Here is a 14092-nt window from a genome sequence, read left to right on the forward strand (position 1 = left end):
CCCTCATTGGATCCGATTCCGACTTGAGAGAGGATTTGCAAGGGTATGCAAAGACGCACCGAATTCCACTCAGATCACGTCCTCGACTCAGTAGAACAGCTCTCACGCAACAATTCAGTAGTCGTATCCGCACCAACCGGCATCGGTAGAAGCTACTTTCTGGAACGCGTGAACTCGAGCATCGGGCACAAAGACAGCGTCGTGATCAACGCCGCGAACGCCTCAGCGTTGACCGTGCTTCGCACCGCGCTCCCGACGGCGACAATACTTGTTGACTCACTGGAGCACGCAGACCCCGAGTTTGTTCGATCGTGGCTTGAGCACCTGCAACGCGGCGGGCGCGGGCTTGCGGTGCTCCACACAGATAACCAGCACAGTTCTTTCCACCTCTCCGTTGAGGCGCTACGAGCTGGCCGCGACGACTTGTTGACAGCTCTTGACACTGCCCACTCAATTCAGCTCCCACCGCTCTCTGCAAACAACATCGAGCGACTACTTCACGAGCACAGCCCCCGCATCCTAGATTCTGGCACCATCCATGCCATAGTTTCGCTGGCAGAGGGCCGCCCTCGCTGGGCACTTGCACTCCTCGAGCTCTCGAATACCCGAGGACTCTCGGTATTCCCGCGCCCGATGGTTCCAACTTCGACACCTGCCGGGATCGTCGCGTCAGTGTTGCGGAGCATCGCAGACTCTGTAGGAGACATGCCTCCAAGCACCGTCGCAGCTGCAAGCGTCGTTTCTCAGCTTGGCCAGATGGATCTAGCTGGGATTGAGGACTTGGTTGGTAGCGATAACTGCGATGCTCTGGTGAGTTATGGGGCACTCATCGGCGATGAAACTCAGACACTCTACCGCGTACCACCGCTACTCGCCGCCGCAGTCCGAAGTCGGGCCTCAGCAACGGAGACCTCAAGGTTTGAGGACGCTGTTCAGCGACGTCTCCTGAGGCGCCGCTCGCTGGGCTTCCCGCTCTCCGTCGCCGAGTCGTTGTTTTGCACACGGCCATTCCAGAATGATGCAGCAGCAAACGACCCCACTCTCGAGGAACAGCGGACCGCAGCAATCGAGCAGTCAATTGTCGAACTTGTAAACTTCGGTGAACACAAGTTTGCGGAGTCACTATTGCTCCGTCAGACCGATGCCCCTGTGCTCATCCCACCGCCACTTCGCGCGGCAGTACTTGGCGCACTCGTCAGCCCAGAAGCTGGGCTTGCTCACATCGGCCCACCTCCTGGCGAACCCGGCACAAACGCTTATCTTGGTTGGCTAGGTCTACACTCCAAGCTGAATGAGCTTGCTCTCACTCCTGTCGCTCGAGAACACTCTCCCACCATGGGGGCCGAGGAAGCTGCCACACAGACCATCATCCAGGTGTGGAACGGGTCAGAACCCGTTGCGCACCACCTCGATTCGATCCGCGAGATCAGTAGTAGAGATAGCAACAACGCGCTCGGACTGCTTGCAGATACCCTACTCGACCTCGAAGCTGCACGGACAGGGCAGGTCATCGCAGGTTCCTGGCTTTCAACTGGCGCACCCGCCCCCAGGGCATCAACGCAAGTGCTCGCCGACCTGCCGCATACGTCAGGCACCTTGTTGCTCTCTCAGGCCCTCTCCGCTTTGTTCATTGGGCAAGGGTCACGCTTTGCGCAGGAACTTCGTTCGGAGTCAAGACGCACCCATCTGCATGAGTTCCACGCCCGCTGGGTACGCCACTATGCCGCTGCGACTATGGCCATCGCCTGCGGTGATCTCGCCAGAAGCGTCATCGAGTGGTCCGAACTTGTGAAGTGTGCTCCACACCTCGTACCGCTTCGCCTCGAGGCGTACCTCCACGAGACGTTAGCGACGTTGGACGCAGCGCGGGCTGCAGCCGATTCCGGACATGACGAGCACCTCCCGCCGTCAAGTTTTTCTGCTCCCTACGCACTCTTTCTGTGTTTTGGAAACGGCAAGCCGCCACTGCTGCAGCACCAGCTACCTCCACCGGGTGCAGCTACTGCCCCAGTACCCGCGCTTCTCCACAAGTACGTTTGCGCTGCCCTTGAAGAGAATCCAAAAGAACTCATTCGCACAGCCGATGCCCTACTTGTTTTCGAGGCGTGGGGGCCAGCCTTGTCAGCATTGCGCCAAGCACGCGACATCTATGTCAGCCGCCGCGCAACGACGGCAGCTACTGAGTGCAAGAGCAGGCTTGAGGAGCTCGAACGATTCCTAGAGAAACGCATACCAAACTATGAGGCTGACCCGAATCGCTCAGACGAGAGGATACGCCTGACCAACCGAGAGAAGGAGACCGCCAGCCTTGCTGCGGAGGGACTGAGCAACAAGGAGATCGCGGCACGCTTGCACTGCAGCATCCGTACTGTGGAGTCACATATCTCTCAAGCTCGCGCGAAACTCGGGCTGCAGTCTCGCAAGGATCTCGCGCAGGTGGCAATGTTCGCCGCGCCTAGCGAGCATCAGGACGAACTGATCTCGCAAGGCAATAGGCGCACGGAATCGCCACGATAATTATCTAGGACTGAGCTAGGCCGCGCCCGCAAAGCCCTGCTGGCGCCAGGCCTCGTAGCTCGCGATCGCCGCGCAGTTCGCGAGGTTCATCGAGCGCGGGCCGGGGAGCATAGGAATGCGGAGCCGGTCGGTCACCGCCTCATGTGCAAGAATCTCGGGCGGCAGGCCAGTCGGCTCCGGCCCGAAGAGCAGCACGTCGGTCGGCTCATATGCGACGTCTGTGTATGGTCGCGTGGTGCGGGCGGTGAACGCAAAAACTCGCGCGGGCGCAAGCGCCTCAATCGCAGCCTCGAATGAGTCGTGCAGGTGCACAACTGCAAGGTCGTGGTAGTCGAGCCCGGCCCGCTTGAGCTTTGAATCCTCAAAATCAAAGAGCGGGTTCACAATGTGGAGCTCGGCCCCCGTGCCCGCCGCGAGGCGGATCGTGTTGCCGGTGTTGCCTGCGATGCGGGGCTCAAAGAAGAGAATGCGAGTCACCCACACAGAATACTCTCCGAGGGGTGGGCCGAGGCGCGCGGCCCACTTCCACCCCATCCGATAAGCACCACGGCCTGTGTTCTGCAGAGGGAATGCACTTTTCCCGAAGGGCTGGGCATTGGCAGCGCCTTTCCCAGACACAACCAACGCACCCAACCCAATCCAGTCCGCCCCGGCAAGCAGCCCGCACCAATGTCACCATCGGTGACACCGCCGGTAACCTGTGCTTACAATAAGGAAAGCGGCAACAGGGCGCAGTGACGACAAGTCACAACGCCAGAGCAGCAACGAGCAAAGGAGCAGACATGCGAATCGGACGCGCACTGGGTATCACAGCGGCAGTTGGGGCAGCCGCCGCGGGGGCCGCCTGGCTCTGGCGACACCAGGGCGACATCGCGTTCTCCCGCCCGGTCAACGAGTGGACTTTCACCCACATGGACAGGGTCATGCCAACCGAAACGGTGCACCGTCCCCTCGCAGCTCGCGCCCTCCCGACCAGCAGCACACCGCTTGGCGTCTCCGGGGTACGCTACGAGTTCGAGGGGCGACTCCGCTCAATCGCTGAGCTGCACGATCGCACGCACACGACCGCTTTCCTCGTCGCACACCGCGGCGAGGTCGTCCACGAGAGCTACCCGGGGCGGTTCGCGGGCCCGACGGCAAAGTTCCAGCTCTTCTCGCTCACGAAGTCGGTCACCTCAATGCTCGTCGGCATTGCTCTCGAGCGCGGCGAGATTCGCGCGGTCACCAATCCGGTCGTTGACTACGTGCCCTCGCTCAAGGGCTCAGGTTACGACGGTGTCACGCTCGAACACCTGCTGAACATGTCAAGTGGCGTCGGCGGCGTCGAGGACTGGACGGTGCCAGACGCGCCCATCAAGCAGTTCGAGGAGGCCGTCACGACGGGTGGATCGGTGCTTGACGTGATCCGCGCGCTCCCTCGCCTGCGCGAGCCCGGAACGGCGTTCAACTACTCGACCGTCGACACACACGTCATCGGCTGGCTGCTTGAGGCCGCAACCGGCAAGACGCTCGCGCAGTATGCGACGGAGCATCTCTGGGAGCCGATGGGCGCCGAGTCAGATGCCTTCTATTTCCTCACCCGCGGCAAGCCCCGCACCGCTCTCGGGGGCGGGTCGCTCAACGCGACCGTCCGTGATCTCGCGAGGGTCGGCTCCATCATGGCCGCGGGGGGCCGTGTCGGTGAGACCCAGCTCGTGCCCGAGGCGTGGGTGGCACGCAGTCGCGGCTCGGACCTCCCGCAGTTCCAGGTCGGCGCTCTCATGGATGGGGGTGGCACCGCCCACTACGGCTATTCGAACCAGTGGTGGACGCTCGGGGGTGAGCGCCGCGCATACACCGGCCTCGGCGTGCACGGCCAATTCCTGTGGATCGACCCCGATAGCGAGACCGTCATCGTGAAGACGAGCGCCTGGAATGACCCTGACGACGACGCCCGCGACGCCGAAACGTGCGCCGCCCTCGCCGCGGTTGTGCGGGCGGTCGTCGCGTCGGAGTAGCGCCGAAGTCGCCGCCAGGTAGGCTCATTCTCATGCCATCCCAGCCCGCCGCGACCCCTGCCAAGGCGTCAGGGTCGCGACCGCGCCGAGCTCAACTCTCGGCTCCCCTGATTCTCGACGCTGCCGCCTTGGTTGTCGAGCGCGACGGGCCCGCGGCGCTCACGCTCCGCAAACTCGGCACCGAACTCGGGGTGAACCACACGGCCGTGCTGCGGCATTTCTCGGGCAAGGATCAGATCGTGCTCGGCCTCGCGGAGCGCGTGCTCGAGGAGGCGCTCGAGGGGTTTGAGCCGCAGGGCGAGTGGGACGACGCGTTCGCGCAGCTCGCCAGGCGGGTGCGCGCGGCGTACCTCGTGCACCCCGGGATCGCCTCTCTCGTCGCCGCGCGCGTCTCGCGCAGCCAGGCCGAGTTTCGAGGCGCCGAGCTCGTGCTCGCTACCTTCGAGCGCGCCGGGTTCTCGGGCCGCGATGCGGCCGTGCTGTACCGCACGGTCACGGACCTCACGCTCGCGCTCAGCGCTTACGAGGCGTCGGTGCTCGTGATGGATCCCGCTGCGCGCGCGGGTGACGAACTCGCGATGCAGCGGGAGTATCTGCTCGCCCCCGCGCAGGAATTCCCCCACCTTGCGAAGGCCGCGCCCGAGCTCGCGGGCATCTCGAACGATGAGATCTTCGAGTCGGCGCTCAGCCTGGTGATCGACGGCATCCGGTTCAGGCGTTCCGGGCGCTAGCGGCACCGGCGGGCGCGGTCGTCGGCACCCGCGCGGCGAACCTTGCGAGGGGCACGAGGGCCAGGATCCCAAGCGCGAGAAGCGCAACAGCGAGGCCCCAAGGCCCGATCGCATCGAGCATCGCCCCGATGACGGCCGGCCCAAGTCCGGTTCCCAGCGCCACGGCGCCCGCCGTCGCGGCGACGAGGCGCCCGCTTCGGTCGAGCCCCGCAGCGAGCGCGAGAATCTGCACGAGGAGCGCGAGGTAGCAGACCTGCCACAGGCTCGTCGCGACCGAAAAGACGGCCGCGCTCTCGGTGACGACGACGAGCGTTCGGGCCGCGAACTCGAGGAGCGCGACGCCCACGAGCGCGACGACCCTGCCAAGGCGCAGCGACGCGAACGTGCCGAGCGGAACCCCGACGAGCGCCGCAAGCGCCGCGACGCTCAGCGCAAGCGACGCAGCGCCCTCGGCAAGCCCCGCGTGCCGCATCCCGAACACAGCCGCGTACGACCAGGTACCCTGCTCGACGACCCCGAACGCGAGCACGGCGGCGAGAAACAGCAGCGAGGGCCGCGGGCCGGTCTCGGCAGCGTGGTCGCCGGGCCGCTCGGGCAACCCGCGAACGCCCCAAAGACCGAAGGCGCAGCACGCCGCGAGCACCGCAAACCCGGCAGTACCGCCGCCAGCCTCGTTCGCGAACGAGACCGCAAGGATGAGCGCCGCGGTTGCGAGTGTCGCGACGAGCACGGTGCGGAAGGTGGCGCGGTCGACGTCGGGGGTGGACCCTAAGGCCGCCGTCCCCGCGGCGAACACCGCGCCGAGCCCAGCTCCGGCCGCGACGTTCGCGCCGACGAGTATCGCGACGGTGGGGCTGAGCCAGGCCGCAGCAAACCCGATCGTGGCAACGATCAGGCCGATCCGGGCGAGCTGCACCCTGCCCGAGCGCGACGCGCGAGCGGCGAGCAGCAGCGTCACGACCGCCGTCGCGAGCAGTTGGGCGGCCGCGACCATCCCCGCTGCGGTGTCGGTGAGCGAGAACCGCTCTCCGAACCCGGCGAGCAGCGCGGGCATGACGTTGCCGCCGACATTGCCGAGCGTCGTACCGCACGCGAGGGCGACGAGCGCGGCGGCGCCAAGTCCCCCGACTGACGCCGCCTGCGCTGGGCTTCCCTGCTGTTCCATGATCTGTGCTCCCTCGCGCAGCGCGGTCAACCCTGACCGCGTGTAACCATTGGTGACACCAATGTTCTCACGCGAGCGCTCGATCGCAAAGCGGCTCTGTGGCGCGCGGTCGGGTGCACCGCAAAACGATAGAATTCCTCCATGACGCGCAGCACTGAAGAGACCGTTCGAGGATTTCTCGGCGAGGTGCGCAGCGGCCAGTCACCCGAGCGCGCTGAGCACTACATGTCGCAAACCGTACTCGCTCACCAGGTCAGGGCGGGCGCACGCGAGACGCTCGAGCGCGGGCCCGCGAACTACACGGAGCACGTCGAAGAGATGCTCGAAATGTTCGGCCAGTTCGAGTTCGAGGTCGACGAGTTACTCGTCGACGGCGACCGCGCCTATGCACGGTGGATTCAGCGCGGTCACCACGTGGGCGACATTGACGGGCACGAGCCCACGGGCCGCCCGATCGAGACCGTCGGCAGCGCTGTCTACCGGGTCGAGGCAGGCCGCATCGTCGAGTACTGGATTCAGCAGGACGCGGCGGGCCTCATGACCCAGCTCACCGCGCCGGTCAACTAGAGCGCCATCCAGCAGTAAAGCGCCGCGCCCTCCGCCGTCGCGCGCCGCGCCAGGTCGCGCCACTCGCGCAGCATCGGGAGGAGGTGATCAGGATCCCCGTTCCCCCAGAACTCCTCCGTCTGCGACCAGGGGACGACCGTCTCGGCGAGCCGCTCGTCCGTGGCTGACGCAAGGGCACTCGTGAATGGCTCCGGCATGGAGACCACCCAGGCGCTTTCGTCGTCGGGATCACTCACCAGTCGCGCCCAAGCCCGATCCTCAACGATCTCGTCGTAGTCACGCCCGGTGAGAAGCGCGAGCAGCGTTCCAGCCTGCACCGTTGCGTCGACCCCATCGACGGACGGGAGCCCCGCGGGCCCAGTATCGACGAGGGCGGCGGCCTCTGCGTCCGAGCCAGCAATGAAGTACGTCGTGAGAACTCCCATGCGAACGATTCTGTCAGCCCAGGTCGCCGGCGACCAAGCCGTCTGGCGACTCCAGTCGCCAGACGGTCTCGCCCAGAACTTCCGGGAGCAGGGGGCGCAGCCACGAGGCGACGCAGGCGATTGCCGCGTCCTCGAGGTCGTCACGCGACCAGCCAGCTGGCCGTGCGGGCACGTCAGGCTCCCAGCCGAGCTCACCCCAGGTGACTCCGAACAGCTCGCGCTCGTCGTCGAAACGCCGGTCGAGCGCGAATCCCTCGTGGCCCTCAAAGCGGGCCACGACGTCGAAGGGGCCCTCGCCATCCTGGTCAACGAAGACGTTCACAACGATCGCGTCGACACTGGTTCCAGCGGCCGCGGCGAACCGCTCGAGGCGCCGCCGAACGCTGTCGGAGTGCGCCCCAAGCAGTGGCCGGAGGGCGGTCTCATAGTCACGCTGGTTCATGGAGCCAGCGTAGCGTGAGGCTACCTGCCCGCGAGAAGCATGTCGGCGAAGCTCGCGGCCTTCAGACGAAGTGTGTCGATGCGCTGCACACGCGCCGCGGCCACATCGAAGCCCTCGTAGGCGGGAGGCGGGTCGTTGCGCACGTTCTTCGAGCACTGAAACTCACGGCAGAGCAGGATCCCGACGGTGCTCCCTCGGCGACCGGCGTCCCCGACCCGCTTCGCCGCCCAGAATACGACTTCGTTCGGCAACCGCACGTCCTGGCACCAGTTGCACATGGCCCGCGAGCGGGGCGTCGCCTCAGCCTGCATGAAGATCACGCCGACCGGGTCGCCATCGAGCAGCGGCAGCACGGCGTACGCGCGGCGCACGAACTTCGGGTCGCGCCAGCCGTAGAAGTCGAGCTCGGCCCAATCTGCGTCGGTGAGGGTTTCGAAGCTCGCTGGCAGCGAGAGCTCTTTCGTCTCGCGCCTCGACGCGTTCACAAATGACGAGCGGATGAAGGATTCTGTCAGGGGTTGCATGAGTCAGCCTTTCGGGAGTCGTCCGCGAGCGTGCGCGGGAAGAACTCCCAGAGAAATGAGGAGTGGGTTCACCGAAGCCGCGGTGGGAACGCGCTAAGCGTTCCCACCGCGAGGGCAGTGCAGTCACTCACCGTCAGCAAGGGCTTCGCTGACGACCTCCTGACGCTGCGAGTACAGCTCTCGGTAACTCATGGGTCCGAGTGTACTCTGGCGAGACTAGCTGGGGCTGTCAGTTTCGCCAGCGGCTGCCTTGGCCGCGCGGACCCGCGCGAGCCGTTTCCGAACCGCCGGCCAGAACACCGCGAGCACCGCGACCGAGATCAGGCTCGTCCACACCTGAGTGCGGGTGCCATCGCCGCTCACGACCATGATGACGACGATCCCGATGACGGCGAGGATGACGAGGATGCCAAGCCAGGGGTGCAGCCACATCTTGAGTTCGAGCCCGGCGACTTCCTCCTTCGACATCCGCTGCCGCATGCGAATCTGCGTCGCGGCGATGAACGCGTAAACGAACAGGGCAACGAGGCCCGCGGAGTTCATGATGAAGTCGAAAATGCCCGACTCGGGCGCCGCGAAATTCACGATCACGGCCGCATATCCACCCAGGGTCGACGCGATGACCGCGGCGATGGGCACGCCGTTGCGCGAGCGCTTCGCGACGACCTCGGGGGCGTAGCCCTGCTCCGCGAGCGCTGCGAACATGCGGGCCGCCGAGTACAGGCCCGAGTTCAAGACCGAGCACACCGCGGTAAGGGTGACGGCGCTCATGATCGCGCCCGCCGCCGGGATGCCGTAGAGGGTGAAGACGTGCACGAAGGGGCCCTCAACCTGCGGGTCGGGCAGCTCGTTCCAGGGCACGATCACCACGATGAGGAACACTGCGCCCACGAAGAAGAGCAGGATGCGCCATACAACGGTGGTCGTCGCCTGCCGCACGCCCTTTGCGGGGTTCTCCGACTCTGCTGCCGCCATGACGGCGATCTCGGTGCCGAAGTACGAGAAGATCACGATGGCAACGCCCGCAATCACCGGCCAGACACCGTTCGGCGCGAAGCCGCCGTGCTCCCACAGGTTCGGCAGCGAGAATGACCCGCCGGGCCAGAAGCCAAGCGCGAAGAGCACGCCGACGCCGAGGAAGACGACGATCGCCACGACCTTGATGCTCGCGAGCCAGAATTCGACCTCGCCGAAGGAGCGCACGGAGACGACGTTCGTGATCGTGAAAATAAGCATCATCGCGATCGAGAAGACCCACTCGGGCACCCCGGGCATCCAACTGTGCAAGATCGCACCGCTCACGACCGCTTCGAACGCGATGACGCCAACCCAGAAGTACCAGTACAGCCAACCCACGAAGTAGGCGGCCCAGTCACCAAGGCCAACCCGGGCGTACTCCATGAAGGAGCCCGTCGTCGGGCGGGCAGCCGCCATCTCGCCGAGCATCCGCATCGCAAGGAACACGAGCACGCCGCCAATGAGGTACGACACGAGTGCGGCGGGGCCGACTGAGCGGATCACATTGCCCGAGCCGACGAAGAGGCTTGCGCCGATGATGCCGCCGAGCGTGATCATCGTAATGTGGCGTGATGCCAGCTTCTTGGACTTGCCGCTGCCCTTGGCGGGCACGACCTGCGCCACTGAGGTCGCTGGTGAAACCGGTTTATCGTAATTCGCTCGCATACCTGCCCTATCGTCGCGTCTCTGCGGATCACCACAGGCTACGCAGCAAGGCGAATCCCGCTAAACGAAGTTCTGCACAGCGATTTCAGGTTTCTCGTGCAAAGCCATCTTCCCCGCGAATTCACTTGCCGCGACAGTGGCTGCCAACCGGATCCGCCGCCCGACACCGTTTCGACAGCGGTTTCCGGGGCCACGAATTCCCCCATTTCGGGGGTTCCCGGCCGTGAACGACCGCTCAGCGACGAAGTGGGCCCCGCCCAGTCGGCAGCTGACTGTGCGGGGCCCACCATCGAGACGCCGTTCTATTGGGTGCGGCGCACGCGTGCGAACAGGATCAGACCGCCCGCAGCGAGCGCGAGCGCGCCGGCCCCCGCAGTGAGCGCCCACACCAGCGAGCCCGCCCCTGAGTTGGCGAGCGGGCCGCCTGGCTGTTGGCCGGGGGCCTTGCCCGAGTCCCCGTCAGTACCCGGCTTGGGCCCAGGGCCGCCATCGTCATCCCCATCGCCACCGGGGGCCTCACCCTTCTCGTACGTCACGGTTCCGATGGCTGAACCGCGGTCACCGAGCGCCGTGTGTTCACTCGGCTCGGTAAGAGTGAGCGTGAACGACCGCTCCGGCTCCCCTGACGCGACACGGGTCGTCAGGACGTCAATGGTCTTCTCCGCAGCATCACCGGCAGCCCACGTTACAACCGCGTCGACCGCCTCATACTGCTCACCGGCAACCGCCGAACCATCAACCGTCCGCACACGCACACTCGCCTCACCCGTCCACGGATCCACCTCCGCGTCCGAACGCGACAGCGTGAACGTCAACACGTCACCCGCGACGCCGCGCTGGTCGTCACCCACCGCGAACACCGTCGCGTTCGGCACCGCCGCCGACACTGTTCCACGCGCAGATGCCCGCCCGAGCTCACTGTAAGCGGCAGGTGCCCCGTCGCTGAGCGTGAGCGTGAACAACCGCTCCGGATCCCCCGCAGCGACACGTGTCGTCGCGACATCGACGGTCTTCTCCGCAGCATCACCCGCCGCCCACGTCACAACCGCGTCGACAGCCTCATAGTGCTCACCGGCAACCGCCGAACCATCAACGGTCCGCACACGCACGCTCGCCTCTCCCGTCCACGGATCAACCTCCGCGTCCGAACGCGAAACCGCGAACGTCAACACATCACCCGCGGCGCCGCGCTGATCGTCACCGACCGCGAACACCGTCGGATTCGGCACCGCCGCCTTGAGGGTCACCGTGGCCGAGCCGCGGTCGGCCACCAGGCTGAATGCACTGGGCTCCGGGTCTGAGAGCACGACCTCAAACGCGCGCTCCGGGTCGCCCGCGGGCACCTCAAGCGACTCGACAACCACGGTCTTCGGGGCAGTGTCATCGGCAGCCCAGGTGAGACGCTCGGAGCGGGCCTTGTAGTGCGTTCCCGCGACCGCTGAGCCGTCCTTCGTCTCGACGTTCACGCTCGCCTCCCCTGTCCAGGGGTTCGCTGCCGCGTCCTCGCGGCTGACCTCGAATGAGAACTTCGAGCCGGCAAGGCCGCCCTGGTCAGCGCTGATCGCAAACGACGTCGCGTCGGGCTTCGGGTAGGTGATCGTCAGCGCGCTCAGCGGTAGGGTCGCCGGCTTCGCGTATGGGTCAAGAGGGTCGGCAGCAATCACGCGGAGCGCGAGCAGGCGCTTCGGGTCGCCCGCGCTGCCAGGCTTGACCGTGATCGAGATCTCCTTCTCGGCGGTGTCGCCCCGTTTCCAAGTGAGCGGGATAACCGCGGAGTAGTCGTCGCCGTCGGCCGCACGGGGGTCGGTGATCTTCACGGCGACGCTCGCGTCACCCTTCCACGGGTGAGTTTCGCTGTCTGCTCGGGTCACTGTGAACGTGACATCCTGTTCGCCATCGCCGGGCTGATGCCCGGGCTGCTTCGCGGCCGCTGTCACCAGCTGCGGCTTGCTGATGGAGAACACCGACGGCTCCGCCTGCGGGTATGCGATCGTCAGATCCGTGGTGAACCCGCCACCGAGTTCCGTGAACTTGTCGGGTGTGGGGTCGGAGAGTTTGACAGTGAGTGCGACCTCGTCGCTCCCGGCGTCGCCACCGAACACCTTCACGCTCACCGTCTTCACGGGCTCGGGATCGTTCGCGCCCCACGTCACGGTCGTATCGAGCGCCTCGTAGTGCTCGCCAGCCTTCGCCGTTCCATCAGCGGTGCGAACTCGAACGCTCGCTTCGCCGGTGTACGGGTTCTCTACAGCGTCCGTACGGGAGACCTCGAACTCGACCTTAGTGTCACCGTCGGCGACAACCTCCTGGTCCTCGCTGATCTCGAAGAAGCTGGTGTTCGGCTTGGGCACGGTGATGTCGAACCGCTGCGTCATCGTGTTCCCGAGCGCGTCAGCGACACGAACATCAAAGGTCCAGTCGCCTGCCGCATCTGGCTGCCCTGAGAGCACGGCACCCGTCACGCTCAACCACTTGGGGGCGGTGTCAGAGAGCGTGACCACGGCCATCGGGAAGCCGTCCGTGAACGTCACTTCGTGCTGCCACGTTTCGCCGAGCGGAACGGTCGCACTGTCGTCGCTCGTGATCGAGCTCCACACGATTGGCATCGCGACGGTTCCGGTAAAGCGGTCGTTCGATTTCCCCTCCTCCGCGAACGTGTACTCGAGGTCGGGCCAGGCCTTGATCACCTCGATATTTATGAGCGGCAGCTCGGGTGCAGGGGTCGGCTTGAGGTTGCCGCCCGGGGCCGGGAACGAACCGTCACGGTTTGCGAGCTGGCCCGTCGCATCATGCCGGAAGAGTTTCGCGCCCTTCGGCACGTATTTCTCTGGGCCGGTGATACGCTGCGCGGTCACCGCGAACGACCCCTTCGACGCCGTCTCGGGGGCATCCTGGAACCCCTCGAGCGACGAGATCCCGTTGCCCAGCGCCTGCAGACTCGTCAGGCCCGTCAGCCCGAAGAGCGGTTTGAGCGAGGTCGCGCCGATCGCGTTCATGTGGATCCGGCTGAGCTCGGGCTTGTCGCCAAGCGCTCCGATATCGTCGCCAATGTCGGAGTTGTAGTTCACCTCAAGGGTGCGCAAGGCCGCCATGTCTTCAATGCCGGCAAGACTCTGCAGCTTCGCGTAGTCGAAGCTCAGGTTGCGCATCTTCACAAGCTTCGCGAGGGGCTCGAGTGTCGTGACGTTCGTGTATCCGGCGCTGATGTCAGTGAGGTTGGTGAGCTCAGACAGCGGTTCAAGGGTCTCGACAGCGGTCTTGTAGACACTCACCGACGTTAGCGATGTGAGCCCGCCAAGGGGCGAGAGGTCAACGAGTAGCGGATTCTGTGATGCGGTGAAATCACGCAGCGCTGTCGAATCACGCAGCGGCGAGAGGTCTTGGAGCTTCACGTTTCGCGAGACGTCGAGCCTGCTGAGCTTGGCGAGCCTACCGAGCGGCGCCAGGTCAGAGAATTCCGGGCTGCCGGTGAGGCTGAGCGTTGTGAGCCCAGCGATATCGCCGACGTCGGCAAACGAGGCGTTCGTGACGTTCGCGTCTGTAAGGGTGAGGCTATTGAGCTTCGGCATCCCCGCAGCAGCGGCGAGCGAGCCGGGGGCTGAGAAATCGTGCTTCCCTCCCGCGAAGAACAGGTTGGTGATCTTTTGCGCGTGTTCGATGCCGTCGAGGGAGGTGACCGCAAACTGGCTGCTGCACGAGAGCCCGAAGATCGTGTTCAGGTCGTCATGGGTGACGGGCTCGGTCGCTGGCCGCCCGCCGCCGAGCTTGTCGTTGACGCAGGCGAGCATCTCGGTGTCCGTGAACTGCACGACGCTCGTTCCCGTGGCGGAGTTGTCCGCGAGGGCGGGGGCCGCAGTCGCAAGGCCCGCCCCGCCGAGCATGGCGATCGCCGCGACACCGGCGAGCAAGCGCCGCCCGCGCTTGAGACCCCGTGTTCCCTGAATCTTTTTCATCTGCGCGCGCGACATCGCTCCCCTTCGCTAGCTTCCCCGGTGTCGTTCTCAGGCTGGCCAGCGGGCCAGACACCGCCATCAGCCTACC

Annotated in this window: 11 protein-coding genes; 4 read left to right on the forward strand and 7 right to left on the reverse strand. The window is 65.4% G+C overall.

The features are described 5' to 3' along the window. Positions 1 to 168 precede the first annotated feature (168 nt). Positions 169 to 2517 (forward strand): helix-turn-helix transcriptional regulator, encoded by a 2349-nt coding sequence (locus FB468_RS07650; RefSeq protein ID WP_246055802.1) that lies wholly within the window; start codon positions 169 to 171, stop codon positions 2515 to 2517. A gap of 15 nt (positions 2518 to 2532) precedes the next feature. On the opposite strand, the gene FB468_RS07655 is transcribed toward FB468_RS07650, so the two are convergent. Then, positions 2533 to 2994 carry a tRNA (cytidine(34)-2'-O)-methyltransferase gene (locus tag FB468_RS07655; protein ID WP_141886813.1) on the reverse strand — a complete coding sequence of 154 codons (462 nt, stop codon included), beginning with the start codon at positions 2992 to 2994 and terminating at the stop codon, positions 2533 to 2535. Positions 2995 to 3299: 305 nt separating this feature from the next. On the opposite strand from FB468_RS07655, the gene FB468_RS07660 reads away from it, so the two are divergent. Both FB468_RS07660 and FB468_RS07665 read left to right on the forward strand, forming a co-directional pair. After that, positions 3300 to 4514, forward strand: a complete 1215-nt coding sequence (locus tag FB468_RS07660) for a serine hydrolase domain-containing protein (RefSeq protein WP_141886814.1) — start codon at positions 3300 to 3302, stop codon at positions 4512 to 4514. 32 nt (positions 4515 to 4546) lie between these two features. Further along, a complete protein-coding gene (locus FB468_RS07665; protein WP_141886815.1) occupies positions 4547 to 5245 on the forward strand; it encodes a TetR/AcrR family transcriptional regulator in 699 nt (232 codons plus the stop codon). On the opposite strand, the gene FB468_RS07670 is transcribed toward FB468_RS07665, so the two are convergent. Then, positions 5226 to 6410 (reverse strand): MFS transporter, encoded by a 1185-nt coding sequence (locus FB468_RS07670; protein WP_141886816.1) that lies wholly within the window; start codon positions 6408 to 6410, stop codon positions 5226 to 5228. The genes FB468_RS07665 and FB468_RS07670 overlap by 20 nt on opposite strands. Before the next feature lie 141 nt (positions 6411 to 6551). Between FB468_RS07670 and FB468_RS07675 the strand changes: the two genes are divergently transcribed. Beyond that, positions 6552 to 6977: an ester cyclase gene (locus FB468_RS07675; RefSeq protein ID WP_141886817.1), complete on the forward strand. Its 426-nt coding sequence runs from the start codon at positions 6552 to 6554 to the stop codon at positions 6975 to 6977. Here the strand turns inward: FB468_RS07675 and FB468_RS07680 are convergent. From FB468_RS07680 to FB468_RS07700, 5 genes are all read right to left on the reverse strand, one after another. After that, positions 6974 to 7402 carry a hypothetical protein gene (locus tag FB468_RS07680; RefSeq protein WP_141886818.1) on the reverse strand — a complete coding sequence of 143 codons (429 nt, stop codon included), beginning with the start codon at positions 7400 to 7402 and terminating at the stop codon, positions 6974 to 6976. The two genes, FB468_RS07675 and FB468_RS07680, sit on opposite strands and share 4 nt — an antisense overlap. Positions 7403 to 7415: 13 nt before the next feature. Continuing rightward, positions 7416 to 7844, reverse strand: a complete 429-nt coding sequence (locus FB468_RS07685; RefSeq protein ID WP_141886819.1) for a DUF6389 family protein — start codon at positions 7842 to 7844, stop codon at positions 7416 to 7418. A gap of 20 nt (positions 7845 to 7864) precedes the next feature. Further along, positions 7865 to 8368 carry an FBP domain-containing protein gene (locus FB468_RS07690; RefSeq protein ID WP_141886820.1) on the reverse strand — a complete coding sequence of 168 codons (504 nt, stop codon included), beginning with the start codon at positions 8366 to 8368 and terminating at the stop codon, positions 7865 to 7867. A gap of 216 nt (positions 8369 to 8584) precedes the next feature. Then, positions 8585 to 10051, reverse strand: coding sequence for an amino acid permease (locus FB468_RS07695; RefSeq protein ID WP_246055803.1), 1467 nt, complete (start codon positions 10049 to 10051; stop codon positions 8585 to 8587). Positions 10052 to 10353: 302 nt separating this feature from the next. Further along, a complete protein-coding gene (locus tag FB468_RS07700) occupies positions 10354 to 14019 on the reverse strand; it encodes a Calx-beta domain-containing protein (RefSeq protein WP_141886821.1) in 3666 nt (1221 codons plus the stop codon). Positions 14020 to 14092: the final 73 nt, after the last annotated feature.

Source organism: Leucobacter komagatae (genome assembly GCF_006716085.1).
GTDB lineage: Bacteria > Actinomycetota > Actinomycetes > Actinomycetales > Microbacteriaceae > Leucobacter > Leucobacter komagatae.

Coding starts and splice junctions, on each gene's coding strand:
- FB468_RS07660 (WP_141886814.1), top strand. CDS start 3,300: ATGCGAATCGGACGCGCACTGGGTATCACAGCGGCAGTTGGGGCAGCC.
- FB468_RS07665 (WP_141886815.1), top strand. CDS start 4,547: ATGCCATCCCAGCCCGCCGCGACCCCTGCCAAGGCGTCAGGGTCGCGA.
- FB468_RS07670 (WP_141886816.1), bottom strand. CDS start 6,410: ATGGAACAGCAGGGAAGCCCAGCGCAGGCGGCGTCAGTCGGGGGACTT.
- FB468_RS07675 (WP_141886817.1), top strand. CDS start 6,552: ATGACGCGCAGCACTGAAGAGACCGTTCGAGGATTTCTCGGCGAGGTG.
- FB468_RS07680 (WP_141886818.1), bottom strand. CDS start 7,402: ATGGGAGTTCTCACGACGTACTTCATTGCTGGCTCGGACGCAGAGGCC.
- FB468_RS07685 (WP_141886819.1), bottom strand. CDS start 7,844: ATGAACCAGCGTGACTATGAGACCGCCCTCCGGCCACTGCTTGGGGCG.
- FB468_RS07690 (WP_141886820.1), bottom strand. CDS start 8,368: ATGCAACCCCTGACAGAATCCTTCATCCGCTCGTCATTTGTGAACGCG.
- FB468_RS07695 (WP_246055803.1), bottom strand. CDS start 10,051: ATGCGAGCGAATTACGATAAACCGGTTTCACCAGCGACCTCAGTGGCG.
- FB468_RS07700 (WP_141886821.1), bottom strand. CDS start 14,019: ATGTCGCGCGCGCAGATGAAAAAGATTCAGGGAACACGGGGTCTCAAG.